Origin of the sequence: Pseudomonas sp. KCJK8993, assembly GCF_046230915.1 — a bacterium.
GTDB lineage: Bacteria > Pseudomonadota > Gammaproteobacteria > Pseudomonadales > Pseudomonadaceae > Aquipseudomonas > Aquipseudomonas piscis.
On sequence record NZ_JBJJLO010000056.1, the window covers coordinates 21,647 to 38,795 of the forward strand.

The window sequence follows — 17,149 nt, forward strand, 5'->3', positions numbered from 1 at the left end:
TGGAGTAACCCATGGCGACTACCGTCACCTCGGACATGATCGTCTACAACGATCTTGCCCAAACCGCCTACCTGGAGCGCATCCAGGATGTGATCGACATCTTCAACTCTTCTTCCAACGGCGCCCTGGTTCTGGACAACGAACTGATCGAGGGCGACCTGCGCAAGCGAGCTTTCTACAAGCTCGGCGGCTCCATCGCTCACCGTGATGTGAACTCGACCGCTGCGGTTGCTGGTCAGAAGATCGGCTCTGGCGAAATGGTCGGCGTGAAGGTGCCGTTCAAGTACGGTCCTTACGAGACCACCGAAGAGGCCTTCAAGCGTCGTGCGCGGTCGCCTGAGGAGTTCTCCGAGTTGGTCGGCCAGGACTATGCCGACGCAGTGCTGGAAGGCTACATCCAGTACACCATGGCCGCGCTGAAGGCTGCCATCGGTGCCAACCCCAATATGGTCACCAAGGCCAGCTTTGCCACTGACGGCAAGAAGGCGCTGACCAAGGGCATGCGCAAGTTTGGTGATCGCTTCGGTCGCATTGCGCTGTGGACCATGGACTCGGCGACCTACTTCGATATGGTCGACCAGGCCATCACCGAAAAGGTTTACGAAGAAGCCGGCGTGGTCATCTACGGTGGCCAGCCCGGCACCATGGGCAAGCCGGTTCTGGTGTCGGACGCCATCCCGACCGAGACCATCTTCGGCCTGCAGGCTGGTGCAATCAAAATCACCGAATCCCAGGCCCCTGGCTTCCGTTCGTACCCGATCAACACCCAGGAAAACTTGGCAATGGGCTTCCGCGCCGAGGGCACCTTCAACCTGGATCTGCTGGGCTACAGCTGGAAGGACGCCACCGGTGGGGTGAACCCGAACCTGGCCGCGATCGGCGCAGGTGCCAACTGGACCAAATACGCCACCAGCGACAAGGTCACCGCCGGCGTTCTGATCGATCTGTCCGCGCCTTAATCAGCGCCTTCCTCAGCAAGCGGTTCGTCCTGAGCCGCTTTGGAGATACCCATGGAATTGACTTACTCTGCGCAAACCACGGACTTCGATCCTGATAAGCGCTATCGCAACCCGCAGTACTTCGATAAGCCAGAGACCGGTGTGATCAAGGTAACTGTTGTTGGTGATTGGCCAGTCGTGGTTGAGGCTTACAAGGCCATCCAGGTCGAGGTCGATGTTGTCGAGCCCGGCGGCGCAGCTGAAACTGACCCGGCCAAAATGGGTGTGGCAGATCTGCGTGATTGGCTCACTGCTCAGGGCATCGCGTTTGATCCGAAGGCCCCGAAAGCCGAAATTGTGAAACTCATTCCAGCGAGCTGATTTATGGCACTTATAGTCGAGGATGGCACCGGCAAGCCTGACGCCGAAAGCTATGCATCCGCTGAGGACCTGGCCATGTACGCCGTGAAGTTCGGCGTGACCATCCCGGCGGAGGTGCCCGCGCAGGAATCGCTGCTTCGCCGAGCTGCGTTAGCCATGGACGGCATGACCTGGAAGGGGCGCAAGACCAGTAGCGAACAGGCTCTGGCCTGGCCGCGCCGGGAAGTGCTGTTGGACCAGGAGATCAAGCCTAACAACTACCTGCCGGCGCGGATTCAGTACGGCCAGATGGCTCTGGCTGCCGAGATTCATGCCGACGACATTGATCCGATCGACCAACGCCAGGGCGCAGTAATCCGCGAGCGTGTCGAAGGCGCGGTCGATGTTGAATATGCGCCAATCAGCAATACCAGCGGCCGGCTTCTCCCGGCTGCACCGGATCGACCGAGTCGAACCCAGTTCGCCGACTACTTGGCCAAGCGAGGCCTGTTTGCCGTGAGGGCATGATCATGAGCGCGTTTTATGACCGCACGGCTGAAACCGCGTTGCGGTTGATTACGCGCTTCGGCCAACCCGTAACCATCCGCGACATCAAGCCCGGCGAATACGACCCCGAAACGGGGTCAGCCGGCCCCGACACCATCACCGAGCAGACCGCTCAGGGCATCCTGCTCGACTTCACCGGCCAAGAGTTCCAGAACAACAGCCTCATCAAGCAGGGCGACAAAAAACTCAAGGTCGCCGCCCAGGGGCTGGAGTGGGCGCCTGACCTGCTGAACAAGGTGGTCATTCATGGCCGGACCTGGTCCATCGTTCCGCCGCTGAAAGAGATCAACCCGGCCGGTACGCCGATTCTCTACGAGCTGCAGGTGCGGTCGTGAACCGCTACGCCGGCAGGAACGGCAGCTTCGCCGAAAACCTCCGCCAGTTTGCCGAACAGGCCCAGGCCCGCATTGACCCCCCCCTTCGCGAGATCGTGATCGACATCGGCAGCAGCGTGATTCGCATGTCGCCGGTGGGCAATCCAGAGATCTGGGCGGCGAACGTGGCACACCGTGCGGCCAATACGCGCGCAGCCGACGACTACGACTTCAAGGTCTCGGTACGCAACACGCTGATCAACCTGGACGAAAGCAACTTCACCAAGGCCGGCAAGCTGCGCCGCGGTGTGAGGTACGCCAAGCCCTTGACCCAGACCGAGCGCGACCAGAACTTCAACGTGAACGGTCTGGTCGCTGGAAAGGACTATGTCGGTGGCCGCTTCCGGGGGAACTGGCAGTTCTCAATCGATACGCCGGCTGAAGGTGTACTGGATCAGATCGACCCATCCGGCAATGTCACCATCGCGGTTCTGCGCACCCAGGTGCAGTCGCTGACCGCTGGCCAGACAGCCTACATCGTAAACAACCTGCCTTATGCGGTGCCGCTTGAATACGGGCATTCACAGCAGGCCCCCGGCGGCATGGTTCGAATCACGCTGGCCCGCTTCCAGCATATCGTCGACGAAGCCATCAGGAACAACCAGGTATGAGTCACAACGTCATTGCCACTATCTACCAGGCCCGGGTTATCGCCTGGGCGAAAGCCAGGGTTCCGCCGCTGAAAGTGGTCGTCGAGAACGAGGTCTACACGCCGAAGGACGGAGAGACCCACATCAGGACCTACACACTGCCGGCGGACACTACGAGCAACACCCTGGGCGGCGATCACCGGCTGTACACCGGCGTCTTCCAGGCCAGCGTAGTAGTGCCATCGGGCAAGTACCGCGGTCCGGCCGGCGGCCTGGCTGATGAGATCAGCGCGCTGTTTCCGTTGTACGAACGGAACGAGAAGGCGGGTTTGACGGTGATCACCATGACGCCACCAGACCAGGGCCCAGGCATTCAAGGGGATACGACCTACACAGTGCCCGTGTCCTTCCAGTACCGAGCTGATACCAACTGATTCTGCCCTTCGGGCAACCCAACGAACCCGCCACTGAGCGGGTTTTGTTATTTCTGAAGAGAGGAAAACCCAATGGGCTATAAAATTCCTAACGGCGGCACTTTTAAACACGCTGCCACCTACGAGGCTCCGCTGGCATTTACTGCGATCTCCAATGCAAGTGAGGCTGTGGCCACCGTTGTAGGCGCCGATCTGGATGCTGGAGACATCGTGCTGCTCACCTCCGGTTGGAGCAAGCTGGACAGCAAAGTCGTTCGCGTGAAAGCTGCTACGGCAACCGCGATTACGCTGGAAGGCATTGACACCACTGATACCCAGATTTACCCAGCAGGCACTGGTTCGGGCACCATGAAGAAGGTGCTGACCTGGGTGCTGATTCCACAAGTAACCGATCTGGCTTTCTCCGGCGGGGAGCAGAACTACCTCGACGTGGTGTTCCTCGAGAACGACCAGGGCAAGCAGATCCCTACTGACAAGTCGGCTGCCAGCATGGTCCTGACTATCGCTGATGACCCGGCCCAGCCATTCAATGCTGTGCTGATGTCGGCCGATGCCGGCAAGCAGGTACATGCTGCACGCCTCGATCTTCCAGGCAATGACACCCTGTTGTACGGGGCTTACACCTCGTTCTCCAAGCAGCCGGCGGTTTCCCGTAACAACCTGCTGACCCGCACCGTCAACCTGGCGCTGCAATCCGAGCCAACCCGCTATCTGACCTCGGTGTAACCCATGGCCAAGTTCTCACTGATCCAGAATCCGACATTCAAGGCCGACGTGATGGTCCCGCAACTGGGCGGCCAGCCGGTAAAGGTTGGGTTCGTGTTCAAGTACCTCGACAGGGCTGGTCTGGCTGAGCTCTACGCTGAGTGGGGTGAGCGCCACAAGGCGTTGGTCGCGAAGGCTGATGACATGGACCTGATGGCTTTCATCGCCGCTCAGATCGATTTGCAGGTCGACCAGGTCAAGGCTGTTGTCGCTGGCTGGGATTTCAAGGAAGAGTTCAACGACCAGAACATCCGTGTACTGGTCTCCTCGATTGTTTCGGTGCCCAGCGCGGTGCTGGCGACGTATTCCGAAGCCTTCAATCAGGCCCGCCTGGGAAACTCCTAAGCGCCGCACGCGCCCTCTATCAGCAAGGGCCATCTGCTGAAGAGCTCAAGGCCTTTGGCTTCCTGGTGGGTGATCTGGCCGGCCAGGACGTTGAGGTCTGGCCGGACGTTTGGCCAGCCTTTCTTGTCTTCGAAGCGATGAGCACTCAGTGGCGGGTGGGGGCGTGTGGCGCAACAGGCCTGGACTACGGCGCGCTGCCGAGTGTCATCCGAATGTGTGGCGTGCCAGCCAGCTCCCGGCAAAGCATTTTCAGTGACATCCGGCAGATGGAGGCTGAAGCCCTGGCCGTCATGGCTGAACAGAGAGACAACAAATGAGCACTACCTTCGCTTCGCTTGGCATTGCGGTTGAGTCGTCTCAGGCGGTCAAGGCTGCCGATGACCTGGATAAACTGGTCGACGCGGCCGAAGGGGCAGAGAAGGCCGTCGATGATCTTGGCAAGGCCGGGGAGGGCCTGGCCAGCACCGGCAAGAAAATCAGCCAAGCGGAGGCGGAGGCTGCCCAGGGCATCGATAAAGCCACCAGTGCGAAAGAACGCCAGGTCGACGCCAGCCGCAAGGCTGGGACAAGCGCTGCCAGCGAAATCGCCATCATCAGCCAGCTCGACAAGGCGATGACCGGCAACATCGACAGCATGGAGAAGCTGGTTCAGGCAGAGGGACTGCTTGAGCGTGCCCGCAAGGGTGGTCTGGTCACCATTGAGCAGCAGGAGGCCTACCAAGAGCGTCTCGGCAAATCCTTCGACAAGATCGAGAAGGCCGAGGCGAAGGAGGCGGCGCAGAAGCAGCGCCTAATCGATGCCGAGAACCGGCAGATCGAAGCACTCAAGCGCACGGTCAATAGCATCGATCCTCTGAATGTGAAGCTGGCCAAGCTGGAGGCGCAGGAGAAGGCGGCGCATGAAGCTTTCCGTCTTGGTGCAATCAACGCGGAACGCTACAGCGAGGCCCTGGCCAAGGTCGGCAAGGATCGCGCCGGCATCACTGCTACAGAGGGCGCATTCGACAAGCTGAAGCTCGGCACCCGCCAGGCCCAAGAAAACGTCATGCAGCTGGCCAACGCCCTGCAGTCAGGGGATTGGGGGAGTGGTGTTCGTGCCGTTGCCCAGCTCGGCGCCGAAGCTGGTGCCTCGGCTAAGAGTTTGGCTGCGGCCCTGATGCCGGCAGGCCTGCTCGCCGGAGTCATCGGTAGTCTTGCCTATGCCTACTTCGACGCCGTGAAGCAGGCGCGAGAATTCAACAGCGTCATCAATGGCGGTTCAAACGATGCAGGGCAAAGCATCGCCAGCCTCAAGGCAATGAGTGAGTCGGCCGGAGCTCTCACCGGTAACCTGAGTGGTGCGCGTGAAGCTGTTATCGCACTGGCTTCTGGAGCAGCTACCAGCGGCGTCCAGATGCAGAACCTAGCCCAGGCCGCCGCCGCTATAGGTGAGGTGACTGGTAAAGGGGCAGGGGATATCGCGAAGTCACTGGCCAACGCTGGTGATACCGCGACGGAAGCAGCTTCGAAGATCAGCGATCAATATGGTCTGCTGACCTATGAACAGTACCAGGTCATCAAGTCCATCGATGAACAGGGTGACCATCAGCGTGCTCTGGATACCCTCAGTGAGAACCTGAATCAGTCTGCACAGGAACGGCTGAAGGACTACCGCGATTCACTGTCGGATATCGAGCGTGATTGGGATCGGGTAAAGGTCGCCATCAAGGGCGCTTACGCAGAGATTAGGTCTGAGATCTTCCCGGACCTGGCCAAGCAAATCGAAATCACACAGCGGGTGCTGGATACCCGAAAGGGTGGCGGTGTCGCGGGAGCCTTGTCGAATGGCCTCAGTTCGCTCAATTCTTTCCTTGGTTTGGCTGATGGAGAGAACGACGACTCCACGCCTGCGCTGGAAGCAAAGCTTGCTGCACTGAAGGCGCGGCAGGCGGCCAGCGAGAGCAACGCAAACGCAACCGGTGAGGCTACCAGGGCAAACAAGGAGCTTATCGCGGTCCAGAAGGATCTGGATCGGCAGATGGAGAACATAAATCCGCTGGCTAAGCGGCAGGAGGCTTACAAAAAGCTCGACGACCAGTTCACCACGCTCTACCAGAATGCGGAGAAGACTGGCCAGAAAGCGGCGCTGCTGGCCGGGGTCCAGTTCGACGGCAAGAAGTTTTCGGGCGGTGCGTACGACCAGTTGCGCAAGGCGATTGATGAGCAGAAAAAGGACCCGAAATCTGCTGCGGGTACCGTCGACCTGACGGCCTTCAACAACTCGAAAAACACCCTCACCGGCATCCTTTCCGAGTACAAAAACGCCCAGAAGGAATTGGACGCGGCGCAGAAGGCCGGACTGGTTTCTCAGGCCGACTACCTCCTTAAGCGTGAGGCCATGATCGGCAATGAGCGGGACGAGGTCACGGCGGCCTATGAGGCGGAGATTGCGGTACTTGAGGCCGCGAAGGGCAAAGCCGGTACCTCTGCCGCCCAGCGTATCCAGTTGGACCAGAAGATCGCCGATGCCCGCGCCGCAATGGTCAAGGCGCAGAAGGATGCTGACACTGAGCTGAGCGTGCTGGCCAAGAATGAAGAAGGCCGATTGAAGAAGCAGGAGCTGGCGGTCAAGACCTACACCAGCGCCCTGCAGCAACAAGTCCACACCTTGCGCGAGCAGGGCCTGCGAGCTGCAGCCGGCCTTGGCCAGGGTGATAGCCAGCGAGACCTGACGAACCAACAGAACGCGATCGACGACCGCATCAACCAGCAGAAGCTGGACCTGGCCAACCAGTACGGCAATGGCTCCCGGGGCATGAGCCTTGATGAGTACACGCAAAAGCTACAGGCGCTGGAAGCCACCCAGCAGAAGCTGCACGACACCGTGGTCAGCAACTACGACGAGATGTCGGCTGCCCAGGGCGACTGGACAAATGGTGCGTCCTCGGCCTGGCAGAACTACCTGGAGTCGGCGCGAGATGTTGCCGGCCAAACCAAGAGTCTGTTCACCAACGCCTTCGGCTCCATGGAAGACGCGATCGTGCAGTTTGCCACCACGGGGAAGTTCTCGTTTGCGGACTTCACAAAGTCGGTTCTGGCCGACATGGCTCGGATCGCAGCACGGCAGGCGGCTTCTTCTGCGCTGAGCTCTCTCTTCGGAATGGCCTCTTCATTTGCTGGCTCTTACTTCGGTGGCGGGGCGTCGTCAGCCGGCTCCACCCAGGCTGGGTATACCGGTGTCGACTTCTCCGGGTACCGGGCCGCTGGTGGCCCCGTGTCACCAAATTCCCTGTACGAGGTGAACGAACTGGGCCCCGAACTCTACAGCGAGGGCGGGCGGTCGTTCCTGATGACCGGTGCTAACGGCGGTAGCGTCACTCCGCTGACTTCTGGGGCGCTTGCTGGTGCTGCTGGTGCCCAGGGCGGCGGCAATACCTACAACTTCCCTGTATCAGTCTCAGTCCAGACCGCCAGTGATGGAGGGGCGGCCACGGCACCACAGGACGCCGTACAGATTGGGAAGAGCATTCAGCAGGCAGCCAAGACCGAAGCGGAAACAGCCATTAATCGGGCGCTACAGCCTGGCGGATCCATCTGGCGACTTACCAATGGGAGGGCGTGATGGCGATAGAGACCTTCACTTGGCCAACGCAGAACGGGGATTCCCCCACCATCGAATATCGAACTCGATCAACCCAGTTCGGGGGCGGGTACAAGCAGGTGGTGGGGGACGGTCCCAACAACAAGCAAGACTCCTATCCGATCACATATACCGGCTCGAAGTCGAAGGTGGCCGACATCATGGCCTTCTTCGATCGGCACGCCGGGGCGAAAGCCTTTCTGTGGACTACACCCCTGGGCCAGCTGGGCCTGTTCACCTGCAAGAATCCCACGCCGGTTCCTGTGGGCGGAGGCGTGTTCAAACTCACGGCCACTTTCGAGCGGGCCTTTCACCCCTAAGGGAATCCTATGTCGCTGATTCGTGATATCCAGACTCTCGAGCCTGGCAGCGAGGTATTGCTGTTCGAACTCGACGGAACGGACTATGGCGCCGATATCCTTCGCTTCCACGGGCACGCCATACCGCACACGCCTGCGGAACTGATCGCCGCCGGCGCTGCAGCGGATGAGCTGCCCGCCAAGTCGATTTGGTGGCAGGGCAACGAGTACGGTGCTTGGCCCATGCAGATCGAGGGCATTGAGGCGAACGGCGATGGCACTGCTGTTCGGCCGAAGCTCTCCGTCGGCAACGTCAACGGTCGTATCACGGCCTTGTGCTTGGCCTTCGACGATCTGCTGGAGTTCAAGCTGACCATGCGCAATACCCTGGGCCAGTTCCTGGACGCTGCCAATTTCGAAGGTGGAAATCCTCAGGCTGACCCTACCCAGGAAGCCATAGAGGTCTGGTACATCGACCAGAAGACGAACGAGGACGGGGAGTCGGTGACCTGGGAGCTTGCCAGTCCTGGTGATGTGGGCTCGGAGTCAATTGGCCGCCAGATGACCACGCTTTGCCACTGGGCTTTGACCGCCGGGTACCGGGGCCCGAACTGTGGGTGGACTGGAGGCTATTTCGACATGGACGGCAACCCCACTGATGATCCCGAAAAAGACCAGTGCAATGGGCTGCTTTCGACCGGCTGTAAATGTAGGTTTGGCGAAGGGAATGCCTTGCCATTCGGGGGGTATCCCGCTGTCTCCTTGATTGCGAGGAGCTGACCATGCTCAAACACATCTTTGCTGCCGTGCAGAAGCACGCTGCGGCTGAGTACCCGCGGGAGTGCTGCGGGCTGATCCTGGCTGTGGGCCGAAAGCAGCTTTACTTCCCTTGCGCCAACGTCGCCACCGAGCCGACGGAGGAGTTCCGCATTGCACCGGAGCAGTACGCCGAAGCCGAGGAGCAGGGCGAGGTGATCGGCATCGTGCATTCGCACCCGGACGCCACCAGCAGGCCTTCGCCGCGCGATCTGGCCATATGTGAGGCCACTGGCCTGCCGTGGTACATCCTGTCCTGGCCGGAGGGCGACCTGCGGGCCGTGATGCCAACAGGTGAAACGCCGCTGCTGGGCCGCTCATTCGTACACGGCGCCTGGGACTGCTGGCAGGTCTGTGCCGACTGGTACAAGCGCGAGTGGGGCCTGGACTTCCCGCAATACAGCCGCGAGGACGGCTGGTGGGAGCAGGCCACCGGCCCAAGCCTGTACGAGCAGGCCTATGAGGCTGCCGGCTTCTACCGGGTCGACCAGCCGCAAAGTGGGGACATGATCGTCATGGCCGTGGGGCGAACTGCACACCCCAACCATGCAGGGATCTACCTGGGTTCCGATCCGGCACTGCCCGGGGAAGATTCCGGCGCCTTTGGCTCAGGTCCTTTCCTGTTGCACCACCTGTATGGGCGTCCGAGCGAGATCATCGTCTTCGGCGGCCCTTGGCATGACCGGATGCGCCTGATCCTCAGGCACAAAGATGCAAAACAACCAACATGACGCGGCCAGGCCGCAGGAGAAGGACATGCAACAGAGCTACATGCTGACTATGCAAAACCTGTTCACGATCAACGAAGGGGTCATGGCAGGCGGAAACGCGGAAATCGCGATCCTTGATGGCGAGATCGAAATTGATCGAGTCAGACTCTCCGGCAAGGTTGGTCCAGGTGAAAGCGTTTATCGCCGGGAGTACAAAGGTAAACCTGGGTTGAAGGCTGAGCTTCTGACGAAGGTAGGTCAGATTACGTTTAAGGCAATCTGACCTCGAAGATCAGCTGTGCGGTTCTTCCTCTCTGATGAATTCATCAGTACCTGGTAAGTGGAAGATGTAGCTTACCTTGTAGTCTTCTCCCATCGTCCTCGCTTTAGCCTCGGCAGCAGCTTTGGTCGGAAATGCTCCAACCATTATGTTGGGCTCGTCACGAACCACGCCCCATGTGTAGATCCAGTCCTTTTTGCTCTTCGCATATTCGTCTTTGCTCACATTGACCTCCTAGGTCATCAATGCCCCGGTCCATGGGATCTCCAACAGCTGGCGGAGGCAGTTCGTTGGGAGGCACAACGCTACTACGCCCAGGTCTAGGTCGCGTACTGGCTTTCCGTCCAGGGTGGATGGGTGGACAGGGTGGTGGCTTTAGATTGCTTAAGAGATGATGGCTCTTTGCCAATTTCAAGGATTCAGATCATGGCGCTGCGTTTTCGGAAGAGCTTTAAGGTCGCCCCTGGCGTGCGACTGAACCTCAGCAAGAGTGGGGTCAGCACCTCTATCGGCGGAAAAGGATTAACAGCCAACCTCAGCAAGCGAGGGACGCGCGTCACGACAAGTATTCCCGGAACTGGGATCTCATCGTCAAAGCTCTATGGATCAGGAAAGAGGGCTGGGGCGCAGGCTGCGCCTACGCCGTTATGGGCGCATGTGGTTACATGGTTGCTGATCGCAGCTTTTTTATGGTGGATCTTCAGTTGATGTTGAAGCCCAGCCTCGCGCTGGGCTTTTTGCATCTGGAGCCAGCCCTTTCGCAGCAGCATCAAATAGCTTGAACGAAAGGATAAGCGGCAGGTCCAGGCATATGTATGGCGCTGGTGTATGCATCGCCAAGGTAACTGATCATGTGCATGGAGGGGCTGGTCATGGGTAAAGGATGTTTTGCGGTTGCCTTACTTTTTCTTTCCTACCCGTTCACGGTGTCTGCTGACACCCATTCAAGCGTGGTACCAATGGATTTCAGTCGGTGCGAGCAAGCACAAGCTCAGATCATCGCCCAGCTGAACTCTCGTCCGTCTCGCATAGAAAAGGTCTCGGATGCGCCTGGCCAAAAGGCTGTGCGCGCTTACAGCAACGGCATGGACGTCCTGATCACTTGCGACTCTGAAAAGAGGAGGGTTTTGGTAGAGGTTTCCACCAATGAACCGGGAATGCTAAGTGTGTCTGCTGACGGGGCTCGGTGAGGTGCATTGACCATGGACGGGTTTAGCTGCAGCTGGTACCAGATTGTCAATCTGGAGGCCGCCAATGTGGCGTTTTGATGCGCGTGTTCTGCAATGGTAGATTGCCCTCAAACCATATAGAGGGACCGACATGCGAATTCTGATAGCGGTCGTGGCTTTTGCAGTGTTGGCGGGGTGTATGGCGCCAACGATGAGCGAAGCCCGCAAGGAAGGGCCCTACAAAGTACTGACCTCGAAAAAGTCCGACGCTGTGCTGGCTAAATGCGTTCAATTTGAATGGCAAAACCAACCAATCTTCGGCGGCACGCCGGGCGCCACGCTTCAGCCGGGACGCGATGCCGGATACACGGTGTTCACTGAGGGTTCTCAGTACTTCGTTGATATCCAGCAAAAGGGCTCAGGCTCTGAGGCAAAGTATTACGTAGTGGTTGGTAACTGGATTGCTAACAAACGACTGGCCGCGCTGCAGGGTTGCCTGTAGCTGCGCGTCAAATTGTTCAAGGCTCGCTTCGGCGAGCCTTTTTATTGCCTGGAGAAAAGCACATGGCGGCACTTGTCATTAATTATCAGCCAATGACCACGATTCGGCTTTACGGACAGCTTCGTCAGTTTGGGAGGTCCTTTCGGATGGCCGTAAGGACACCCGCAGAAGCAGTTAAGGCTCTGTGTGTCCAAATTCCAGGGTTCGAGCGCTTCTTGTCCAGCGCAAAGTCTCGCGGGGTTGAGTTCGCTGTGTTTCGCGGCAAGACAAACCTTGCGGAGAAGGAGCTTAAATTCACGGGAGAGGGTGATATTCGCATTGCTCCGGTGATAACCGGTAGTAAGCGTGGCGGCGCACTGCAAACCATTGTCGGCGCAGTACTGATTGTTGTTGGCCTCGTTATCACTGGTGGCACATTCGGTGCTGGTGCGCCATTTGGCTCTGCGCTGATCATGATGGGCGGCTCGATGGTGTTGGGCGGCGTGATCCAAATGCTCAGCCCCCAGCAAGGCGGCCTCAAGCAAAGCGCCTCCCCCGAAAACATGCCTTCCTACGCCTTCGGCAGTGCCAAGAACACCACCGCGAGTGGCAACCCGGTTCCGATCTGCATTGGTGAGCGCCGGTGGGGCGGGGCGATCATTTCTGCCTCGATATACGCGGAAGACAAAGCTTAAACACCACAACGTCAAACGGCCGCCTTGAGGCGGTTTTTTTATGCCTGGAGGAAAGATGGACGTCGAGATCCACGGCGCAAAGGGTGGTCAGAAAAAGCCGAAAATGCCTTATGAGGCGGCCGACAGCCTTCGGTCGACCAACCTGGCCAAGATATTGATTGCGGTAGGCGAGGGCGAGTTCGAGGGCACGCCAACGGCTCGCGATATCTACCTTGACAACACTCCAATTCAGGATGTCAGCGGCTCCTACAACTTCACCAATGTGAAGTGGGAGTGGCGGCCGGGTTCTGTGGACCAGGACTACATCCCAGGCATTCCCTCGGTCGAGAATGAAACCTCGCTGAACATCGAGCTGCGCAGCGGTGCGCCGTGGGTGCAGTCGATCAGCAACACTCAGCTTTCGGCAGTACGGGTGCGGATGGCGTGGCCGGCGCTACAGGCACAGGACAACGAGGGCAACGTTAAGGGCTACCGAATCGAATACGCGATCGATGTAGCCACCGACGGCGGAGCTTATCAGCAGGTCCTGGCCGAGGCCGTGGACGGCAAGAGCACCTCTCGCTACGAGCGCTCTCGTCGAATTGACCTGCCGCCTGCGACGTCGGGCTGGCAGATCCGGGTGCGTCGCATTACCCCGAATCAGAACACCAACAAAGTAGCCGACACCATGTTGATCGCCGGTTACACCCAGGTGATCGACGCCAAGATCCGGTACCCGAATACCGCACTGCTCTACATCGAGTTCGACGCCGAGCAGTTCACCAACATTCCTGCCGTCACCGTGAAGTGCAAAGCCCGTAAGTGGCAGGTGCCCAGCAACTACGATCCGGTGGCCAGGACCTATTCGGGGATCTGGGATGGAACGATGAAGCAGGCCTGGACCAACAACCCTGCCTGGATCACCTTCGGCATTTGCACCGAAAACCGCTTCGGCCTGGGCAAGCGCATCAAGAACTGGATGGTCGACAAGTGGGAGCTCTACCGGATCGCGCAATACTGCGATCAGCTGGTTTCCAACGGCCTTGGCGGCCAGGAGCCGCGTTTCCTCTGCGACATGAACCTGCAAGGCAAGGCCGATGCCTGGTCACTGTTGCGGGATATCGCCGGCATTTATCGCGGTATGACTTGCTGGGCCCAGGGCCAGCTCGTCATGCAGGCCGATATGCCTCGGGCCCAAGACATCGACTATGTGTTCACCCGCGCGAACGTGGTGGATGGCAAGTTTTCCTACGGCAGCGCATCGGCCAAGACCCGTTACACCCGCTGCCTGGTGAGCTACGACAACCCAGCCAACAACTACGACACCGACGTCATTCCTTATGCCGACATTCCGCTGCAACGCCGGTTTGGCGACAAGCCTACCGAGATCAGCGCAATCGGCTGCACCCGGGCCAGTGAAGCTCAGCGCCGCGCGAAGTGGGCAATCCTGAGTAACAACCAGGATCGGACAGTTACTTTCAAAACCGGGATGGAAGGGCAGATTCCATTGCCTGGCTTCATCATCCCGGTTGCCGATTCGCTGCTGGCAGGCCGGGAGGTGGGCGGACGAATCGCGGCAGCGGCTGGTCGCGTGGTGACGCTGGACCGGGACACCCAGGCGAAGGCCGGCGATCGGCTGATCATCAACCTGCCCGCCGGCAGGGCTGAGGGACGCACGGTGCAGAGCGTCAAGGGGCGTCAGGTCACGGTGACCACAGCCTATAGCGAACCTCCCGCCAAGGACCTGCAGTGGGCTCTCGATGCTGATGATCTGGCCATTCCGCTGTATCGCGTGCTTCGGACTGCACGAACGCCGGAAGGCGACTACGAAATCAGCGCCCTGCAGTATGAGCCCAGCAAATACGCATCGATCGATACCGGGGCTCGCCTGGAGGAGCGGCCGATCAGCGTCATTCCGGTGACCACTGTTCCGGCGCCGGCGAGCGTAACTCTGACCTCGGACTACTCGATCGCCCAGGGCTTGGCCGTTAGCACGATGACGATTGCATGGCCCGCGGTATCCGGCGCTGTCGGTTACGACGTGGAATGGCGCAAGGACAGCGGCAACTGGATCAAGCTGCAGCGCACTGGTTCCACCAGCGTCGACGTGACTGGTATCTACGCTGGCGCCTATCTTGCCCGCGTGCGTGCAGTGAGCGCCTTCGATATCACGTCGACCTGGAAAAGCTCCGATCTGACCCAGCTCAAGGGCAAGGACGGTGTTCCGCCAGCGGTGGCGTACCTAAACACCTCAAGCGAGCTGTTCGGCATCAAGTTGAAATGGGGGTTCCCAGTCGGCGCCGAGGATACCCAGCGAACCGAGATCTGGTATGGCGCCGGCAACAGCCTGGAGCAGGCCGCCAAGCTCTCGGACCTGGCCTACCCGCAGTCGGACTTCTTGATGCAAGGCCTGGCCGCCGGCGCAACGTTCTTTTTCTGGGCTCGCCTGGTGGATCGCACGGGCAACGTTGGTCCTTTCTATCCAGCCGGCGGCGGGGTCCAGGGGCAAGCCAGTTCCGACGCGGACCTCATCCTGGACTACATAAAAGGCAAGATCGAGGAATCCTCGCTCGGCCAGCACTTGAAGGACGAGATCGACAAGATCAGCGGCGACGGCCCCGGCTCGATCAACGAGCGCATGGAAGCGATCAAGGACCTGATCAAGCAGTACACCGACGCCTTGCTGTGGGACAAGGACAAGACCTACGCCAAGGGCGATATCGTGCGCTGGGAGCAGCGACTGTACCAAGCCATTCGCCCGGTTCCTGCCGGCACCCAGCCGCCGAATGCGCAGTACTGGAAGGATGTCGGGACGATCCTTGAGGAAGCCAACGCCCTGGCTGGCGAGGTGCACAACCTGACGCAACAGATCACCAACATCGACGGCAAGCTGACAGCAGTGTCGGAGAAGGTGGACGGGGTCTATGTGCAGCTCAACCCACCGATGGCGGGTGACAGCAGCGAGCTGGTCGGCCAGGACACCGGTTACGCCGGCGTGTGGTCTGTTTGGTCTGCGATTGCCGAGGGCGACTACATGCAGGCCAAGCGGACGGATATCGTTGAGGCCGATCTCGGCAAAGCAAATGCTAGGGTCACGGACTTGACCACCGCAATGGTTACCGCTGATTCCGCCCTGGGGGAAAGAATCACCCAGGTGGACGCCAAGGTCAGTGACAACTCGGCGGCGATCAAACAGGAAACGCTTGCCCGCGTGACGGCGACCGATGCCCTGGCGAAGAAAACGGACACCCTCGAGGTGAACCTGGGCAATACATCGCTGAAGGCCGACCAGGGCTTCCAGCTGGCCACCGATGCTAGTGGCAAGGTCAATGGTTCCTGGGCTGTGCGCTTTCAGTACAACGCCGGCAACGGCGAGTACAAGTACGCCGGTATTGGGCTGGGCCTGGAGAACGACGCGGCAGGCAATCTGCAATCGAAGTTCATCATCAATGCCGATATGTTCGCCATTCAACAGGGCGGAAGTGTTCCGTTTGCTGTTGAGGGCGGCCAGGTCTTCATGAGGTCGGCATTCATCAAGGACGGTTCGATCGACATGCTCAAGATTGGAAGCAATCTTCAGTCTTCCAACTATGTGCCCGGGGTCTCCGGATGGGCATTTTTGCCTGACGGGACATTTCAGATGATGGGTAATGCCCCAGGAGGAAATAAGCTGATGATCAATAACAGCGGGATCTACATCTTCTATCCGAACGGTGTAAAAGCCATCGACTTGAGCGTAGACGCAACATGACTGCCGGATTGATTACCAGGGACTCGTCTAATCGCATCACGGCAGACATGACTAAAGCGCTTAGCCAGTCTGCTGGCTTTGTTACTACAAACAGAGAAAATGGATCTGCATCTATCTCTATGCCGGCAGGAAGGAATTATTTTTATATAATCTCCGCTCTCGAGGATAGCCTGAGAACAGCTGGTAAGCGACCAGGGGTAACATTGACAAAAGACACGATTTCATGGAGCTACCTTCTTCCGAGTGGCTTTGCATTAAATTGCAGAATTTACTACGGGTACTATTAAATGACAAAGGCGGCTCTTATTGTCAGAAAGCCAGACGGAACGATTTTGTATGACACGTCAAAATCTATTTACGGGCTGATAAAAAGCGGACCCGTTGAGTTCGATACAATCTGGCGAAGGCTGCAGCCGAGTGGCGGCCCCAGCATTTACTATGACAACATTTATAAGTTCACCGTAAGGAATGCGCAGAGCCCCATCGTGTTTGTGGTTGGTGCATGCAACCAGCCGGTGATGTCAAAGGAAGGTAGCGACACGGTCTTTTATTTTGCAGGCCAGGTTGCTGACATCATGGTTTATTGTTTTGACTTGATGGCGCCAATTTTCACGGGGCCAGCACTTAAAACAAGGGCTGAAGATGGGTCTTTCACGTTCAACAGCTTGCAGCAGCCATTGAATATTATTGGTACGTCAATTGCTCCGCCACCGACTATGGGGCCGTCTCAGTTCGGCAATCCATTCTCCGGAGGAACTGGTCGTCTTATTGTGCCTCAATATTTAGGCGGTGGTTATCTTGGAGGATATCGAGAATATTACGTACAAATATCTTTAGATCCATCAAAAACGTATGCGGCGCATATACCTTGGAGTAGAGGCTGCTTCTTTCAAAACCAACTTCCAGCACCTGACACAAAAATTTTCAGAGGTGGCTTGCATGAGGGCTGTTATGGTGTCAAGGGTGGTGTGGTTCAT

20 protein-coding genes are annotated in these 17,149 nt (G+C 58.6%); 19 read left to right on the forward strand and 1 reads right to left on the reverse strand.

Annotation, left to right across the window (positions count from 1 at the left end):
- Window positions 1-11: 11 nt before the first annotated feature.
- The 14 genes from ACK6AU_RS18165 to ACK6AU_RS18230 all read left to right on the forward strand — a co-directional run bounded on the left by ACK6AU_RS18165 (window position 12) and on the right by ACK6AU_RS18230 (window position 10,100).
- Window positions 12-959, forward strand: a complete 948-nt coding sequence (locus tag ACK6AU_RS18165) for a major capsid protein (RefSeq protein WP_409300473.1) — start codon at window positions 12-14, stop codon at window positions 957-959.
- 51 nt (window positions 960-1,010) lie between these two features.
- On the forward strand, window positions 1,011-1,319 hold the full coding sequence (locus ACK6AU_RS18170) for a hypothetical protein (protein ID WP_409300475.1): 309 nt from the start codon (window positions 1,011-1,013) through the stop codon (window positions 1,317-1,319).
- A 3-nt stretch (window positions 1,320-1,322) separates the two neighbouring features.
- Window positions 1,323-1,826 (forward strand): DnaT-like ssDNA-binding protein, encoded by a 504-nt coding sequence (locus ACK6AU_RS18175; RefSeq protein WP_409300477.1) that lies wholly within the window; start codon window positions 1,323-1,325, stop codon window positions 1,824-1,826.
- A gap of 2 nt (window positions 1,827-1,828) precedes the next feature.
- On the forward strand, window positions 1,829-2,200 hold the full coding sequence (locus ACK6AU_RS18180; RefSeq protein WP_409300479.1) for a hypothetical protein: 372 nt from the start codon (window positions 1,829-1,831) through the stop codon (window positions 2,198-2,200).
- On the forward strand, window positions 2,197-2,850 hold the full coding sequence (locus ACK6AU_RS18185; RefSeq protein WP_409300481.1) for a hypothetical protein: 654 nt from the start codon (window positions 2,197-2,199) through the stop codon (window positions 2,848-2,850). Before ACK6AU_RS18180 ends, ACK6AU_RS18185 begins: the two co-directional genes overlap by 4 nt.
- Window positions 2,847-3,263 (forward strand): phage tail terminator-like protein, encoded by a 417-nt coding sequence (locus ACK6AU_RS18190; protein WP_409300483.1) that lies wholly within the window; start codon window positions 2,847-2,849, stop codon window positions 3,261-3,263. Before ACK6AU_RS18185 ends, ACK6AU_RS18190 begins: the two co-directional genes overlap by 4 nt.
- 72 nt (window positions 3,264-3,335) lie before the next feature.
- Entirely contained in the window at window positions 3,336-3,989 is a 654-nt protein-coding gene (locus ACK6AU_RS18195) for a phage tail protein (RefSeq protein ID WP_085599772.1), read from the forward strand.
- Between the two features lie 3 nt (window positions 3,990-3,992).
- Window positions 3,993-4,373 (forward strand): phage tail assembly chaperone, encoded by a 381-nt coding sequence (locus ACK6AU_RS18200; RefSeq protein ID WP_409300485.1) that lies wholly within the window; start codon window positions 3,993-3,995, stop codon window positions 4,371-4,373.
- Between the two features lie 65 nt (window positions 4,374-4,438).
- The gene (locus ACK6AU_RS18205) at window positions 4,439-4,690 is read left to right on the forward strand and encodes a DUF1799 domain-containing protein (protein WP_409300487.1); all 252 of its coding nucleotides are present in this window, start codon (window positions 4,439-4,441) and stop codon (window positions 4,688-4,690) included.
- Window positions 4,687-7,974, forward strand: a complete 3,288-nt coding sequence (locus tag ACK6AU_RS18210) for a phage tail tape measure protein (RefSeq protein ID WP_409300489.1) — start codon at window positions 4,687-4,689, stop codon at window positions 7,972-7,974. The genes ACK6AU_RS18205 and ACK6AU_RS18210 overlap by 4 nt, the downstream gene beginning before the upstream one ends.
- Window positions 7,974-8,312: a phage tail protein gene (locus tag ACK6AU_RS18215; protein ID WP_053138299.1), complete on the forward strand. Its 339-nt coding sequence runs from the start codon at window positions 7,974-7,976 to the stop codon at window positions 8,310-8,312. The genes ACK6AU_RS18210 and ACK6AU_RS18215 overlap by 1 nt, the downstream gene beginning before the upstream one ends.
- 9 nt (window positions 8,313-8,321) lie before the next feature.
- Complete coding sequence (locus tag ACK6AU_RS18220) at window positions 8,322-9,071, forward strand: phage minor tail protein L (protein ID WP_085599780.1); 750 nt, start codon at window positions 8,322-8,324, stop codon at window positions 9,069-9,071.
- 2 nt (window positions 9,072-9,073) lie between these two features.
- Window positions 9,074-9,838: a C40 family peptidase gene (locus tag ACK6AU_RS18225; protein ID WP_409300492.1), complete on the forward strand. Its 765-nt coding sequence runs from the start codon at window positions 9,074-9,076 to the stop codon at window positions 9,836-9,838.
- Between the two features lie 25 nt (window positions 9,839-9,863).
- Window positions 9,864-10,100, forward strand: coding sequence for a hypothetical protein (locus tag ACK6AU_RS18230; protein ID WP_409300494.1), 237 nt, complete (start codon window positions 9,864-9,866; stop codon window positions 10,098-10,100).
- Window positions 10,101-10,109: 9 nt separating this feature from the next.
- Here ACK6AU_RS18230 and ACK6AU_RS18235 read toward each other — a convergent pair whose 3' ends face one another.
- Window positions 10,110-10,322, reverse strand: a complete 213-nt coding sequence (locus ACK6AU_RS18235; protein WP_409300496.1) for a hypothetical protein — start codon at window positions 10,320-10,322, stop codon at window positions 10,110-10,112.
- A 201-nt stretch (window positions 10,323-10,523) separates the two neighbouring features.
- Between ACK6AU_RS18235 and ACK6AU_RS18240 the strand changes: the two genes are divergently transcribed.
- The 5 genes from ACK6AU_RS18240 to ACK6AU_RS18260 form a co-directional block, all read left to right on the forward strand.
- Window positions 10,524-10,805 carry a DUF4236 domain-containing protein gene (locus tag ACK6AU_RS18240; RefSeq protein WP_185702105.1) on the forward strand — a complete coding sequence of 94 codons (282 nt, stop codon included), beginning with the start codon at window positions 10,524-10,526 and terminating at the stop codon, window positions 10,803-10,805.
- 672 nt (window positions 10,806-11,477) lie between these two features.
- The gene (locus ACK6AU_RS18245) at window positions 11,478-11,768 is read left to right on the forward strand and encodes a hypothetical protein (RefSeq protein ID WP_409300498.1); all 291 of its coding nucleotides are present in this window, start codon (window positions 11,478-11,480) and stop codon (window positions 11,766-11,768) included.
- Between the two features lie 62 nt (window positions 11,769-11,830).
- Window positions 11,831-12,442, forward strand: a complete 612-nt coding sequence (locus ACK6AU_RS18250) for a tail assembly protein (RefSeq protein ID WP_409300500.1) — start codon at window positions 11,831-11,833, stop codon at window positions 12,440-12,442.
- A 55-nt stretch (window positions 12,443-12,497) separates the two neighbouring features.
- Entirely contained in the window at window positions 12,498-16,172 is a 3,675-nt protein-coding gene (locus ACK6AU_RS18255) for a phage tail protein (RefSeq protein WP_409300502.1), read from the forward strand.
- 287 nt (window positions 16,173-16,459) lie between these two features.
- Window positions 16,460-17,149, forward strand: a 690-nt coding sequence (locus ACK6AU_RS18260) for a hypothetical protein (protein WP_409300504.1), incomplete at its 3' end; no start/stop codon positions are given.